Annotated in this window: 14 protein-coding genes; all 14 read right to left on the bottom strand. The window is 75.4% G+C overall.

What is annotated here, in order from left to right; genetic code table 11:
* Positions 1–109 precede the first annotated feature (109 nt).
* Positions 110–1129 (bottom strand): prolipoprotein diacylglyceryl transferase, encoded by a 1020-nt coding sequence (lgt, locus tag KUM42_RS18935; RefSeq protein WP_237494067.1) that lies wholly within the window; start codon positions 1127–1129, stop codon positions 110–112.
* Complete coding sequence (gene trpA / locus KUM42_RS18930; protein WP_237494066.1) at positions 1126–1926, bottom strand: tryptophan synthase subunit alpha; 801 nt, start codon at positions 1924–1926, stop codon at positions 1126–1128. Before trpA ends, lgt begins: the two co-directional genes overlap by 4 nt.
* The gene (gene trpB, locus KUM42_RS18925; protein ID WP_237494065.1) at positions 1923–3314 is read right to left on the bottom strand and encodes a tryptophan synthase subunit beta; all 1392 of its coding nucleotides are present in this window, start codon (positions 3312–3314) and stop codon (positions 1923–1925) included. Before trpB ends, trpA begins: the two co-directional genes overlap by 4 nt.
* A 119-nt stretch (positions 3315–3433) precedes the next feature.
* Entirely contained in the window at positions 3434–4243 is an 810-nt protein-coding gene (gene trpC / locus KUM42_RS18920; RefSeq protein ID WP_237494064.1) for an indole-3-glycerol phosphate synthase TrpC, read from the bottom strand.
* 158 nt (positions 4244–4401) lie between these two features.
* The gene (locus tag KUM42_RS18915) at positions 4402–5028 is read right to left on the bottom strand and encodes a Trp biosynthesis-associated membrane protein (RefSeq protein ID WP_237494063.1); all 627 of its coding nucleotides are present in this window, start codon (positions 5026–5028) and stop codon (positions 4402–4404) included.
* Positions 5025–6539, bottom strand: coding sequence for an anthranilate synthase component I (locus KUM42_RS18910; protein ID WP_237494062.1), 1515 nt, complete (start codon positions 6537–6539; stop codon positions 5025–5027). The genes KUM42_RS18915 and KUM42_RS18910 overlap by 4 nt, the downstream gene beginning before the upstream one ends.
* Positions 6526–6891 carry a phosphoribosyl-AMP cyclohydrolase gene (hisI, locus tag KUM42_RS18905; RefSeq protein ID WP_237494061.1) on the bottom strand — a complete coding sequence of 122 codons (366 nt, stop codon included), beginning with the start codon at positions 6889–6891 and terminating at the stop codon, positions 6526–6528. Before hisI ends, KUM42_RS18910 begins: the two co-directional genes overlap by 14 nt.
* 33 nt (positions 6892–6924) lie before the next feature.
* The gene (locus tag KUM42_RS18900; RefSeq protein ID WP_237494060.1) at positions 6925–7656 is read right to left on the bottom strand and encodes a hypothetical protein; all 732 of its coding nucleotides are present in this window, start codon (positions 7654–7656) and stop codon (positions 6925–6927) included.
* Positions 7653–9323 carry an FAD-binding dehydrogenase gene (locus KUM42_RS18895; RefSeq protein WP_237494059.1) on the bottom strand — a complete coding sequence of 557 codons (1671 nt, stop codon included), beginning with the start codon at positions 9321–9323 and terminating at the stop codon, positions 7653–7655. Before KUM42_RS18895 ends, KUM42_RS18900 begins: the two co-directional genes overlap by 4 nt.
* Positions 9292–9843, bottom strand: a complete 552-nt coding sequence (locus KUM42_RS18890; RefSeq protein ID WP_237494058.1) for a hypothetical protein — start codon at positions 9841–9843, stop codon at positions 9292–9294. Before KUM42_RS18890 ends, KUM42_RS18895 begins: the two co-directional genes overlap by 32 nt.
* 10 nt (positions 9844–9853) lie before the next feature.
* Complete coding sequence (locus KUM42_RS18885) at positions 9854–10297, bottom strand: hypothetical protein (RefSeq protein ID WP_237494057.1); 444 nt, start codon at positions 10295–10297, stop codon at positions 9854–9856.
* A 97-nt stretch (positions 10298–10394) separates the two neighbouring features.
* The gene (locus KUM42_RS18880) at positions 10395–10814 is read right to left on the bottom strand and encodes a hypothetical protein (protein ID WP_237494056.1); all 420 of its coding nucleotides are present in this window, start codon (positions 10812–10814) and stop codon (positions 10395–10397) included.
* 42 nt (positions 10815–10856) lie between these two features.
* Positions 10857–12665 carry an ABC transporter ATP-binding protein gene (locus KUM42_RS18875; protein ID WP_237494055.1) on the bottom strand — a complete coding sequence of 603 codons (1809 nt, stop codon included), beginning with the start codon at positions 12663–12665 and terminating at the stop codon, positions 10857–10859.
* Positions 12662–14455: an ABC transporter ATP-binding protein gene (locus tag KUM42_RS18870; protein ID WP_237494054.1), complete on the bottom strand. Its 1794-nt coding sequence runs from the start codon at positions 14453–14455 to the stop codon at positions 12662–12664. Before KUM42_RS18870 ends, KUM42_RS18875 begins: the two co-directional genes overlap by 4 nt.
* Between the last annotated feature and the right edge of the window lie 81 nt (positions 14456–14536).

Here is a 14536-nt window from a genome sequence, read left to right as displayed (position 1 = left end):
TCAGCGTACACAGCGAGGACACGTGCGCGACATGTCGCGCACGTCTCAGCGCGGTCTCGGCGGCGCGTCGGCGGCGACTGCCCGGACGCGTGTGCCGGCCACCCGGCCCTCAGCCGTCGGCCGGCCGCTCCCGGTCGGCGGCGGTGCTGCCGGTGCGGGGCGCCTCCGCCGTGTCGACCGGGGTCGCGGGGGCGTCGGGGCCCTCGGCCTCGGTCGACGCGGACACCGACGCGGGTGCCGCCGGACGCTCGGCCGCAGCCGCAGCCGCAGCCGCAGCCGCGTCCCGACCGCGGGTGACCACCTCGCGGGGCCGGCCGCGCTGGGCGATCAGGTAGGCCAGCGCCAGCAGCCCGACGACGACGGAGGTGAATACGTTGAGCCGCAGGCCCAGGAAGTGCTCGGCGGTGTCGATGCGCAGCGCCTCGATCCAGCCGCGGCCGGCGCAGTAGGCCAGGACGTAGAGCGCGAAGGCCCGCCCGTGCGAGAGCTTGAAGCGGCGGTCGGCCCAGATGACCAGCACGGCGACGCCGACGTCCCACAGCAGCTCGTAGAGGAACGTCGGGTGGAAGGTGCCCAGCACCTCGGCGGTGCCGTCGGCGCCGGTGACCGCACGGCCCGCGGAGGAGTCCCAGCGGTGGATCGTCAGCGCCCAGGGCAGGTCGGTGGCCCGCCCGTACAGCTCGTTGTTGAACCAGTTGCCCAGCCGCCCGACGGCCTGGGCGAGCACGATGCCCGGGGCGATCGCGTCGGCGAAGGCCGGCAGCTTGATGCCGCGCCGGCGGCAGCCGATCCAGGCGCCGACCGCACCCAGGGCGATCGCGCCCCAGATGCCGAGCCCGCCCTCCCAGATGGCGAAGGCCCGGACCGGGTCGCCGCCCTTGCCGAAGTACGGCTCGGGGGTGGTGATCACGTGGTAGATGCGGCCGCCGACTATGCCGAAGGGCACCATCCAGACGGCGATGTCGAGCACGTCGCCCTTGGCGCCGCCGCGGGCGACCCAGCGGCGCTCGCCGAGCCAGCAGGCCAGCACGATGCCGGCGATGATGCACAGCGCGTAGCCACGCAGCGGGAAGGGCCCGATCTCCCAGACCCCCTGGGTCGGGCTCGGGAGGGCGGCGAGCACGGTCATGGGAGCACCTTGGCACGCCGGATGCCGGCCGCGAGCTCCTCGGACAGGACACGCACACCCTCGGGGCCGGCGCCGTCGAGCATCAGGCGCACGTAGGCGGAACCGACGATGACCCCGTCGGCGAAGCCGGCGACCTCGGCGGCCTGGTCCCCGGTGGAGACCCCGAGGCCGACGCAGACCGGCAGCTCCCCGGAGACCTCACGCGTCCGCCCGACGAGACGCTCGGCGGCGTCGCCCACGACGGCGCGGGTGCCCGTGACGCCCATCGTGGAGGCGGCGTAGACGAAGCCGCGGCAGGCGTCGACGGTGGCGGCCAGCCGGGTGTCGGTCGAGGACGGCGCGACGAGGAAGACCCGGTCCAGCCCGGTCCGCTCGCTGGCCGACAGCCACGCACCGGCCTCGTCGGGGATCAGGTCGGGGGTGATGGCCCCCGCTCCCCCGGCCGCGGCCAGGTCGTCGGCGAACCGGTCGACGCCGTAGCGCTCGATGGGGTTCCAGTAGCTCATCACCACCGGCACCGCCCCGGCTGCGGCGACGGCGGCGACCGCCTTGAGCACGTCGGGCATGCCGACGCCGGCCTGGACGGCGACCTCGACCGCCTCCTGGATCACCGGCCCGTCCATGCCCGGGTCGGAGTAGGGGACGCCGATCTCGACCACGTCCGCGCCGCCCTCGACCGCGGCGACCATGGCCGCGATGGAGGTGTCGACGTCGGGGTAGCCGACCGGCAGGTAGGCGACCAGCGCGGCCCGCCCCTCGGCGTTGGCGGCGGAGATCGCGGTCTGCAGCGCGCTCACGCCTGCTCCCCCGCGTCCTGGCCGGCGACGGCCTCATGGTTGGTGACCGCACCCTCGGTGGCGTGCTGCTCGTCGTCCAGGCCCGGGCCCGGGTCCGCGCCCCGGCCGGCCTCGACCGCGCGCGCGTCGGAGTCGGTGGGGGCGCCGTGCTCGCCGAGCCCGAACCAGGCGCTGGCGGTCTCGACGTCCTTGTCCCCGCGGCCGGACAGGTTGACCAGCAGCAGCGCGTCCGGGCCCAGCTCCTGGCCGACCTTCATCGCCCCGGCCAGGGCGTGCGCGGACTCGATCGCCGGGATGATGCCCTCGGTGCGGCAGAGCAGCGCGAAGGCCTCCATGGCCTCGGCGTCGGTGATCGGCCGGTACTCCGCGCGCCCCATGTCGTGCAGGTAGGCGTGCTCCGGGCCGACGCCGGGGTAGTCCAGCCCGGCGGAGATCGAGTGCGACTCGATGGTCTGGCCGTTGGCGTCCTGCAGCAGGTAGGACCGGGCGCCGTGCAGCACGCCCGGGTCGCCGCCGGTGATGGAGGAGGCGTGCCGGCCGGTCTCGACGCCGTCGCCGCCGGCCTCCAGGCCGACCAGCCGGACACCGGCGTCGGGCACGAAGGCGGTGAAGATGCCGATCGCGTTCGAGCCACCGCCCACGCAGGCCAGGACGACGTCGGGCAGCCGGCCCTCGCGCTCGAGCACCTGCGCGCGGGCCTCGTCGCCGATCACCCGCTGGAAGTCCCGGACCATCGCCGGGAACGGGTGCGGGCCGGCGACGGTGCCGAAGACGTAGTTGGTGGTCTCGACGTTGGTGACCCAGTCGCGGAAGGCCTCGTTGATGGCGTCCTTGAGGGTGCGCGAGCCGGTGGTCACCGGGATGACCTCGGCGCCCAGCAGCCGCATCCGGGCGACGTTGAGCGCCTGGCGGCGGGTGTCCTCCTCGCCCATGTAGACGGTGCAGGACAACCCCATCAGCGCGGCGGCGGTGGCGGTGGCGACGCCGTGCTGGCCGGCGCCGGTCTCGGCGATGACCCGGGTCTTGCCGATGCGCTTGGTCAGCAGCGCCTGGCCCAGCACGTTGTTGATCTTGTGCGAGCCGGTGTGGTTGAGGTCCTCGCGCTTGAGCAGCACCCGGGCGCCGCCGCAGTGCTCGGCGAACTTGGGCACCTCGGTGACCGGGTTGGGCCGCCCGGTGTAGTCGCGCTGGAGGCGGGCGAACTCGGCGATGAACACCGGGTCGACGCGCATGGCCTCGTAGGCCGCGCTGAGCTCGTCGAGGGCGGCGATCAGCGCCTCGGGCACGAACCGGCCGCCGTAGGGGCCGAAGTGCCCGGTGGCGTCCGGCCACTCCGGACGCGCGGTGAGGTCGCGGACGTCAGGGGCGGCGGGATGGAGAGCGGTCACCCCTACAGGGTAGGGACTCCGGTGCGCTCCCCCGACCCGCAGGTCCCGCCCGTCCCCGGCCCTCCTGCAGGGCCCCCGCCGCGAGCCTGCGAGTGGTGGGGGGCAGGAGGGTCCTTCTGCTAGCGGGAGGTGCGCGGGGTGGCGGGGTGCGAGCCGGCGGTGACCAGGTCGGCGACGGCCTGCCGCGGGTCGCCCGCGGTGACCAGGCCCTCCCCCACCAGCACGGCGTCGGCACCCGCGCCGGCGTAGCTGATCAGGTCGTGCGGGCCACGGACGCCGGACTCGGCGATCTTGACGACCTCGCTGGGCAGCCCCGGGGCGATCCGCTCGAAGGTGCTGCGGTCGACCGACAGGGTGGTGAGGTCGCGGGCGTTGACCCCGATGACGGAGGCGCCGGCGGCCAGGGCGCGGTCGGCCTCGGCCTCGCTGTGCACCTCGACGAGGGCGGTCATGCCCAGGGACTCGATGCGCTCCAGCAGGCCCACGAGCACCGGCTGGTCGAGCGCGGCGACGATGAGCAGCACCAGGTCGGCGCCGTGGGCACGAGCCTCGTGCACCTGGTAGCTGCTGACCACGAAGTCCTTGTTGAGCACCGGGACGTCGACGGCGGCCCGGACGGCGGCCAGGTCGGCGTGCGAGCCGCCGAAGCGGCGGCGCTCGGTGAGCACGCTGATCACGCGGGCGCCACCGGCGGCGTACTGGGCGGCGAGCGCGGCCGGATCGGTGATCTCGGCCAGCGCGCCCTTGCTGGGGCTCTTCCGCTTGACCTCGGCGATCACGCCGACACCGGGGGCGCGGAGCGCGGCGAGGGCGTCCAGCGCCGGGCGGGTGTCGCGGGCGACCGCCTGCACCTCGGCCAGCGGGGTCGCGGCCTGGCGTGCTGCGACGTCCTCCCGGACGCCGGCGACGATGTCGTCGAGGACGCTCATGACCCCTCCTCCGAACCCGAGAGACCGTGCCGCTGGACCGGCCTGGTCGACTGCGGCCACTCTAGAGACGTCCCGGTCCCGTTCCGCCGGGGGGCCGGGGCCGGCCCCGGTGCAGGGGCCCACGACGAGCTCGCGAGTCGTGGAGGGCACCGGGGTCCTTACACTGTCGGGTCGTCCCCGCGGTCGAGGGCCTTCCAGGCGGCCTGGTGCCGGTCCTCGGGCGTCTCCGGCCGGGCCCGGCGGGCGGGCGCGGGCGCCGGGGCGGCACCGGCGACGACCGGGGTCCGCTCGTAGCGGCGGCTCATCCCGGGCCAACGGCGACCGCGGACCACGACCAGCGCACCGGCGAGCACCCCGAGCAGGCCGGCGAGCAGGGCCAGCAGCGGCCAGGTCACCGCGGCGTCGGTGTCCACCCGCGCACCGCCGAGGGCCACCGTGCCGGTGACGTCGGCGAGGTCGACGCCCAGCCGGCCGGTCAGCCCGCGCAGCCCCGACCAGGCGAGCACCCCGCCGGCCACGGCCACCAGCAGGCCGACGACCACCCGCCCGGCGCCGCGCACCGCGATGACCGCCAGCGCCGCGGCCAGCAGCAGCAGCCCGCACGCGCTCACCAGCGGCGCGGCCTGGCCGCCGGTGAGGACCTCCACGGTGGGGGGCAGCGGCGCCTGCCGGGTGATCGTGACGTGCGCCCACGGCGAGGACGACGACGTCAGTGCCAGCCCCCCGGCCGCCGCGCACACCAGGACGGCGACGGTGAGCTCCCGCCGGGCGGAGGCGACGCTCACGGCAGCTCCCGCAGCCCCTCGGCGGTGGCGATGGCCGAGAGCACCGCCCGGGCCTTGTGCCGGGTCTCGGCCTCCTCGCTGGCCGGGTCGCTGTCGGCGACGACCCCCGCACCGGCCTGCACGTAGGCGCGCCCGCCGTGCAGGACGGCGGTGCGGATGGCGATGGCCATGTCCATGTCGCCCCCGGCGTCGAGGTAGCCGACGGTGCCGGCGTACAGCGCGCGCCGGGTGGGCTCGATCGCCTCGATGACCTCCATCGCCCGGGGCTTCGGGGCGCCGGAGACGGTGCCCGCCGGGAACGTCGCGTCGAACACGTCGAGCGCGTCGCGGCCCGGGCTGACCTGCCCGGACACCGTGGAGACCATGTGCATGACGTGGCTGTACCGCTCGATGCGCATGAAGTCGGCGACCTCCACGGTGCCCGGCACGCAGACCCGGCCCAGGTCGTTGCGGGCCAGGTCGACCAGCATCACGTGCTCGGCCCGCTCCTTGGGGTCGGCCAGCAGCTCCTCGGTGAGCCGGACGTCGTCCTCGGGGGTGGCCCCGCGCGGGCGGGTGCCGGCCGGCGGGTGCACCACGGCCCGGTCGCCGGTGACGGTGACCAGCGCCTCGGGCGAGGACCCGACGACGTCGAAGGGCGTCTGCCGCCCGGCGAAGCGCAGCAGGTACATGTACGGCGAGGGGTTGGACGCCCGCAGCACCCGGTAGAGGTCCAGCGCCTCGACGTCGGTGGCCAGCTCGAAGCGCTGGCTGAGCACGGTCTGGAACACGTCGCCCGCGCGTACGTGCTCGCGCACCCGCTCGACGCCGTCCTCGTAGACGCCCGGCGCCATGTTGCTGCTCACCGGCGGCGCGTCGCGGGTCTCCAGGGTGGCCACGCCCGGGGGCACGGCCTTGGTCAGGTCAGCGGCCATCGCGTCGAGGCGGGTGACCGCGTCGTCGTACGCCGCCGGGCTGGAGTCCAGTGCGTTGGCGATGAGCAGCACGGTGCCGTCGGTGTGGTCGAGCACGGCCAGGTCGGTGACCAGCATCAGCGCCAGCTCGGGCATGCCCAGGTCGTCGGTGGCGGTCTGCGGCAGCCGCTCCAGCCGCCGGACGACGTCGTAGCCGAGGTACCCGACCAGCCCACCGGTCAGCGGCGGCAGGCCCTGCGGGTCGGCGAGCGCGCTGCGGGGTGAGCGCAGCCGGCGGGCCAGGGTGCGCACCGCGTCCAGCGGGTCGGCGGGCAGGTCGTCGGTGAGCCCGGGCAGCGGGTCGCCCAGCCACGCCGTCGTGCCGTCGATCTCGGTCAGCACCCCGGCGCTGCGCACGCCGACGAAGCTGTAGCGCGACCACTGCTTGCCCTGCTCGGCGGACTCCAGCAGCACGGTGCCGGGACGGTTGCCGGCGAGCTTGCGGTAGATGCCGACGGCGGTCTCGCTGTCGGCGAGCAGCCGGCGGGTGACCGGCACGACGGGGGCGTCGAGCGCGGCGAACCCCGCCGCCGAGGGGGTCGTCTCACCGAGTCGCACGGGTGGCCTCCAGCGGACGGTGGAAGCAGCTGCGCTCGCCGGTGTGGCAGGCCGGCCCCTCCTGGTCGACGAGCAGCAGCAGGGCGTCGCCGTCGCAGTCCAGCCGGACGTCGCGCACCCACTGCCGGTGCCCCGACGTCTCGCCCTTGACCCAGTACTCCTCGCGGCTGCGCGACCAGTAGGTGGCCCGGCCGCTGGTCAGCGTGCGGTGCAGCGCCTCGTCGTCCATCCAGGCGACCATGAGCACCTCACCGGTGTCGTGCTGCTGGACGACGGCGGCGACCAGGCCGGCCGGGTCGCGGCGCAGCAGCTCGGCGACGGCGGGGTCGAGCGGGGAGACGGGGGCGGACATGCCCCTGATCGTCCCACCCCGCGCCGGTGCGGCTCAGGCCCAGGGCGGCCGGGCGGGCTCGGGCTGCGGCTGCGGTCCCTCCGGCGCCCGGTGGGTGCGCCGCTGCAGCCACCGCCGCACCTCGGGCAGGAACGGCAGCCCACCGGCCAGCAGGGCCAGCCCGCCGAACAGCGCCGGCAGCACGAACACCCCGTCGCTGATCGTGGACGGCGCGATGTCGTCGAGGACGGCGACCCAGTAGAGGCTCAGCGCCAGCTGCAGGGCCGCTGCCCCCAGCAGCCACCACCGGCTGCCCGACAGCACCCGCACCCCGCCGGCCACCAGCAGCCCGGCCAGCGCGAGCTGGAGGAACGCCGTCCACCCGCCGACCCCCGACGAGGGGCCTCGGGCCAGGCTGAGCAGGGCGCTGAACGCCATCGCGTACACGGTCCCGATCAGCACCAGCAGCGTCGAGACGAACGCCAGCACCGCGCCGGCGACGTCCAGTCCGGAGCGCTGCGGCCGGGGCGGCGGACCCCACGGCTGCGGCAGACCCCACGCGGGCTGCCCCCAGGGCGGCTGGCCCCAGGCCGGCGCGGGCGCCCACGGCTGCGGCGGCGGCCACTGCTGCTGACCCCACGGTTGGGGCTGCCCGTACGGCTGGGGCTGCCCGTACGGCGCGGGCTGCCCGTACGGCTGCGCCGGCGGCCAGGACGGCGGGGGCTGCTGCGGGCCGTTGGCCGGCGGCCCGGCGTACGGGACGGCGTCCCAGTCCTGGGTGCTCACAGCGCGGCCGCCACGGCCCGGCCGGCCACGCGGCCGGAGAACAGGCAGCCGCCGAGGAAGGTGCCCTCCAGCGAGCGGTAGCCGTGCATGCCGCCGCCGCCGAACCCGGCGACCTCCCCCGCCGCGTACAGCCCGGGGACGGCCGCACCGCCGTGACGCAGCACCCGGGCGGACAGGTCGGTCTCCAGCCCGCCGAGGCTCTTGCGGGTGAGCAGGTTGAGCCGGACGGCGATCAGCGGGCCGGCGTCGGGGTCCAGCAGCCGGTGCGGGCGGGCGACCCGGATCAGCTTGTCGCCGAGGAAGGTGCGGGCCTGACGCAGCGCGGTGACCTGCTGGTCCTTGCTGAACGTGTGCGCGATCTCGCGGTCGCGGGCGACGACCTCGCGCTCGACGGCGGCCAGCTCCAGGTGCGGTGTGTCGCCGGTGACGCGGTTCATGCCGGCGACGAGCTCGGGCAGGGTGTCGGCGACCACGAAGTCCTCGCCGTCGTCCATGAACCGCTGCACCGGTGCCGCGGCGCCGGAGCGCACGCGGGTGAGCAGCAGCCCGAGGTCCTTGTTCGTCAGGTCGGGGTTCTGCTCGGAGCCCGACAGCGTGAACTCCTTCTCGATGATCTTCTGCGTCAGCACGAACCAGGTGTGCTCGTGGCCGGTCGTGCCGATGTGGGCCAGCGTGCCGAGGGTGTCGAACCCGGGGAACAGCGGGGCGGGCAGCCGGGTGCCGGTCGCGTCCAGCCACAGCGAGGACGGGCCGGGCAGGATCCGGATGCCGTGCCGGGCCCAGACCGGCGAGTGGTTCACGATGCCCTCGGTGTAGTGCCACATCCGGTCGGGGTTGATGACCCGCCCGCCGGCATCGGCGGTGATCTGCAGCATCCGGCCGTCGACGTGCGCCGGGACGCCGGACAGCAGCCGCTGCGGTACGGGGCCGAGCCGGGCGGGCCAGTTCTGCCGCACCAGGTCGTGGTTGCCGCCGATGCCGCCGGCGGTGACGACGACGGCCTGCGCGGAGAGCTCGAAGTCGCCGACCTCCGTGCGGGAGCTGGCCGCCCCCCGCTCGGCGTCGCTGGGCTCGAGGACCGCGCCCCGGACGCCGGTGACCGCACCGTCGGTGACGACCAGTCCGTCGACCCGGTGCCGGTGCCGGACCTCGACCAGACCGGCGTCGACCGCCGCCCGGACCCGGGCGAGGAAGGGGGCGAGCAGGCCGGGGCCGGTGCCCCAGGTGACGTGGAAGCGGGGCACGGAGTTGCCGTGCCCGGTGGCGGTGTAGCCGCCGCGCTCGGCCCAGCCGACGACCGGGAAGAAGCGGACGCCCTGGTCGTGCAGCCAGGCGCGCTTCTCCCCCGCGGCGAACTGCAGGTAGGCCTCGGCCCACTTCCCCGGCCAGTGGTCCTCGGGGCGGTCGAAGCCGGCGGTGCCCGCCCAGTCCTGGCGGGCGAGCTCGAGGGAGTCGTGCACCCGCAGCCGGCGCTGCTCGGGTGAGTCGATGAGGAAGAGCCCGCCGAAGGACCAGAACGCCTGGCCACCCAGCGAGGCGGCCGGTTCCTGGTCCAGCAGCAGGACCCGCCTGCCCGCGTCGGCGAGCTCGGCGGTGGCCACCAGCCCGGCGAGGCCGGCTCCCACCACGACGACGTCAGCGTCCGCGCGCACTCCTGGTCGGCCCACGGCCCGACGCTAGACCGCGCGCGGCCCCCTGGCCCCGCGCCCGGCCGCGGCGGGTCCACTCCCGCACCGGAGCGCGCAGCGCCAGGACCAGTCCGCCGAGCGGGCCGACGAGGAGGACCAGCGACATGGACGCGGACTCGCCGTCGGCGAACGCGGCGAAGAAGACCGCGAGCGCGAGCAGGCCCAGCAACGGCAGCACACAGCTCCAGGCCAGCACCGCCGAACCGCTGACCCGGCCGAGCGACCGCCCGCGCAGCACGAGCACCGCGCCGGCCAGCGCCGCGACGAGGAGCAGCAGCGGGACGAGCAGGTACCAGCTCCAGCTGCGGTCGGCGTCCCAGAGCAGCCAGCCCAGGTAGGCGTCCTCGAGGGCGACGAGCCCGCCGAAGACGGCGGCGAACGGCGCCTGCAGGGGCCGGACCGGCTCGGGGGGCGCGACGGCGAAGCCGCGGCCGAGGGGACGACGGGGACGCTGCTGGGTCGCCGCCGCGCCCGGGCGGCGACTGGAGGTGGACGGCATGCCGGGCAGGTTAGGGGTCCTGGCCAGGGGCCGGCTGGCGAACTGCTGGCAGCCGCCTGGGAGGGCTCCCCCACCGACGCGCACCGGGCTGGGAGGCGAGCGACACGGTGAGGACGGGCCCGGCCAGGAGGAACGCCAGGCTGCCGACGGTCTCGGCCACCGGCTCGCTGCTGCCGGCGGAGGTCGCGACGACGGCCACGGGCACCGCCACCACGACGCCCAGCGACGCGCCCACCAGCACCTGCCAGCTCCGCCGGTCGCGCAGCAGGACCACGCCGGCGACCTGGGCCACGGTCAGCGCGAGGAGCACCACCGCGAGCACCGGGCCGCCGGCGAGCTCACCGGCGTATGCCCAGGCCACCGCGGTGACGAACAGCAGCGGCACCGCACTGGCCCCACCCACCACCAGCGCCAGCACCGCCGACCACGGCAGGGGCTCCTCGTCTCCGGTCACGTCGGCGACCGTAGGGAACCGGCGGCCTCCGCGGTCGTCTGCGCGGGGACCTGTGGACAGGGGCGCAGCGCTCGCCCTCACCGGGGCGGTCGCCGCCTCAGGCGGCCGGGAGGACGACGAACGACGCGCCGTACAGGGCACAGCTGGACGAGTCGTCGCACGGCTCGTCGTACCGGCTGCCGCGGATCGACACCGCCGAGCTCCCGGGGGACGCGGTCGAGGGCACCGTCACGGTCACCGTGAACGAGCCGTCGGCCGCGACGTCGACGTCCCCGACGTCGACCGGCTCGGCGCGGCCCTCGAACCCCATCTGCAGCGAGTACTGCCGCTCGTCGTCGTAGCGGGCGTCGCAGGTGAAGCCGGTGGAGGCGACCGTCACCTCGGCCCCGGCCGCGACGGCGGCCGGCTCGACGGTGGGCAGCTCCGGGAGGCAGTCCCCGCCGGACACCCCGTCACCGCAGCCGCAGAGGCCGGCGACGAGCAGGACGGCAGTGAGGCCGAGGGACCAGGGGCGCATGCGGGCAGAGCATGCCGCCCCCAGGTCACGACCCGGCCTCGGTCACGCCACCGGTTCGGCCTGCCGCCCCGAGCTGCGCCGCCACGAGGCGTGCAGCCGGCCGTAGGGGCCCTCGACGTCGACCAGCTCGGCGTGCGTGCCGCGCTGGACCACCCGGCCCGCGTCGACGACCAGCACCTCGTCGGCCCGCTCCGCGGTGGACAGCCGGTGGGCGATCGTCAGCGTCGTCCGGCCGTCGGTGAGGGCGTCCAGGGCGCGGGTCAGCCGCTGCTCGGTGGCCGGGTCGACCGCACTGGTGGCCTCGTCGAGCACCAGCAGGTCGGGGTCGGCGACGTAGGCGCGGGCCACGGCGACCAGCTGCCGCTCCCCCGCCGACAGCGACTCCCCGCGCTGGCCCACCGGGGTCGCCACGCCGTCGGACAGGCTCTCCAGCCAGTCGCCGAGCCCGAGCTCGTCGAAGGCCGCCGCGACGTGCGCGTCGGTCATGCCGGGCTTGCCGTAGCGGACGTTGTCGGCGACGGAGGCGTCGAAGAGGAAGCCGTCCTGCGGCACCATCACCACCCGCTGGCGCAGCGAGGCGAAGGACACCTCGTCCAGCGGGACGCCCCCGATGAGCACCTGGCCCTCGGTGGGGTCCATCAGCCGGGTGACGAGCTTGGCGAACGTCGTCTTGCCCGAGCCGGTCTCCCCGACGATCGCCACCCGGGTGCGGGCGGCGATGGCCAGGTCGACGTCGGTGAGCGCCTTGCGGCCGCCCGCGGAGTAGGCGAAGCCGACGTGCGAGAAGGCGACGTCGAGCGGGCCGGGCGGGAGGGCGCGGCCGCACGGCGGGTCCTGCACGTCGGGGGCGGTGTCGAGCACGTCGAGCACCCGGCGGAACCCGGCGACGGCGTTCTGTGCCTCGTTGAGCACCTCGCTGGCCGTCTGCACCGGCGCGACGAAGAGCGTGACCAGGAAGAGGAAGGCGACCAGGGTGCCGGCGGAGATGTGCCCACCGATGCCCAGCAGGACGCCGACCACCACGACCGCGGCGTTGGCGATCGCGGCGACCAGCTCACCGCTGACGAAGACCGCCGCGGTGGTGCGCTGGGCCTGCACCGAGGCGCGGTAGTGCCGGTCGATGGCGGTGTCGATGCGCGCCGCCGTCCGTCCGCGGATGCCGTAGGCGCGCACCGTGGAGGCGCCGACGACGGACTCGGCGACCGCGCCCAGGACGTCACCGACCCGCTCGCGGACGACGCCGTAGACGGCGGCGAGCCTGCGGGAGAAGTACTTGACCGCGACCGCGAGCGGGACGAAGCAGACCAGCACCAGCAGGGTGAGCTGCCAGGAGTAGACGGCCATGACGATCGTGGCGACGACGAGCTGGCCGACGCTGATGAGGCCGAGCACCCCGCCCCACTGCATGAAGACCGACAGCTGGTCGACGTCGCTGGTGACCCGGGAGACCAGCGAGCCGCGGCGCTGCCCCTGCTGGTGCAGCACCGACAGGTCGTGCACGTGCCGGAAGGCCCGGACCCGGAGGTTGGCCAGCGCGGTCTCGGTGGTGCGGAACAGCCGGACGTTCATCCGGTAGACGGCGATGCCGGTGACCACGACGATGACGGCGCTGATCGCGATGAGCGTGCGGACGAGCCCGATGTCGGGGCCGCCGGGGGCGCCGAGGCCGCGGTCGAGGGTCTGCTGGACGGCGATCGGGACGACGACCCGGCCGGCGGTGGCGATGAGCGCCAGCAGGAACGTGACGGGCAGGCCCTGGCGGAACTCCGGCATCATCCGCAGTCCCCGGCGCAGGGTCTGCAGCGCGCCCTCCTCCCGCTCGTCGGCGGGCAGCAACGGCTCGTCGGTCACGCCGGCACCTCCACGGGCTCGGCCGCGACGGGTTCCGGGGGCTGGTAGGCCTGCACCAGGCGCCCGTAGCCGGGGACGTCGGCGAGCAGCTCGGCGTGCGTGCCGCGGGCGACGAGGCGGCCCCGCTCGATCCAGACGACCTCGTCGGCCAGCGCGATGGTGGCCTGGCGGTAGGCGACGACGACCACGGTGGCCGGGCGGTCGCTGGCGCGCAGGGCGTCGAGGATGCGGGCCTCCACCGAGGGGTCGACGGCGCTGGTGGCGTCGTCCAGGACGAGGAGGCGGGGGCGCCGGACGACGGCGCGGGCCAGCGCGAGCCGCTGCCGCTGCCCACCGGACAGCGACGCACCGCGCTCACCGACCCGGGTGTCGAGGCCCTCCGGCAGCCGGTCGACGAAGTCGTCGGCGGCGGCCGTGCGCAGGGCCTCGCGCACCTGCTCGTCGCTGAGGTCCGCACCGAGGGTGACGTTGTCGCGGACGGTGTCGTCGAAGAGGAACGTCGACTGCGGGACGAAGGCGACCTGGCTGCTGACCTCGCCCTCGCGCAGGGTGCGCAGGTCGACGCCGTCGAGCAGCACCGAGCCGTCGTGCGGGTCGACCAGGCGCACCAGCAGGCCGGCGAGGGTGGACTTGCCGGCGCCGGTGGGACCGACGACGGCGATCGTGCGCCCGGCGGTGACCTCGAAGGTGACCCCGGAGAGGGTCGGGCGGGCGTCCGCGTCGTGCCGGAAGTCGACGTCCCGGACGGCGACGGCGGCACCGCCGGGTCCCGCGGGGGCGGTGCCGGGTCCGTGCGGGGTCTCCCCCGTGGCCTCCAGGACCGGGGTGACGCGGTCGAAGCCGGCCATCGCCCGCGGCAGGTCGGCGAGCACCCAGCCGATCGCGCGGATGGGCAGCGTCAGCAGGGTGAACAGGTAGGCGATGGAGACCAGGGCACCGGCCTCGGTGGCGCCGGAGGCGACCCGCTCGGCGCCGATCAGCAGCACGGCGAGGGTGCCCAGGTTGGGCAGCGCCTCCATCATCGGGTCGAACAGGCCGCGGACCCGGCCCACCGCGACCAGGCCGTCGCGCAGCTCGTCGGCCTTGACCGCGAAGCGGGTGGTCTCGTCGGTCTCCCGGCCCAGGGTCTTGACCACCAGAGCGGCGTCGAAGCTCTCGTGGGCGATCTCGCTGACCTCGGCGCGCAGCTGCTGCGCCCGCTCCATCCGCGGGCTCATAGCCTGGCTGTAGAAGGCGTTGAGCACGAACACCAGCGGGAAGACGACCACCCCGACGACCGCCAGCAGCGCGTCGGTGAGGAACAGCGCGACGACGGTGATGGCCACCATCACCAGGGCGCCGCAGGCGAAGGGCAGCGGCATGACGAAGAACCAGGCGGACTCGACGTCGCTGTTGGCGTTGGACAGCAGCTGGCCGGTGGGGTGGCGCTGGTGCCAGGACAGCGGGAGGCGCAGGTACTGACCCGTCACCCGGCGGCGGTACTCGGCCTGCAGCCGGTAGGCCATCACACCGGCGAACAGCCGGCGGCCGATGATGCCCAGGATCTTCAGGACGGCGACGCCGATGATCGCCACGGCCGCGAGGGTGAGCGCGGCGGCGGTGGTGGCGCCCCGGTCGAAGGCGGGCAGCAGCACCCGGTCGGTGATGCCGCCGATGACGTAGGCGCTGGCCACGGTCATGCCCGCGTAGAGGCTGCTGCCCAGGAACGCCAGGGTGAACATGCCCGGCTGCTCACGGATGGCCCGGACGACGTGGCGCAGGCCGCGCCGGACGACGGCGTCTCGCGGCACAGCTGTCCTCCAGGTGGTCGTGCGGACGGTGGCCCGAGCGTACCCGCGCTCGTTACCCGCCCTAACGGATCGGCCGGGCAC

It is taken from the genome of Modestobacter sp. L9-4 (assembly GCF_019112525.1).
In the GTDB taxonomy this organism is placed as follows: domain Bacteria; phylum Actinomycetota; class Actinomycetes; order Mycobacteriales; family Geodermatophilaceae; genus Modestobacter.
The sequence above is the reverse complement of the archived record's forward strand: the minus strand, read 5'-3'. Positions and strand labels throughout refer to the sequence as shown.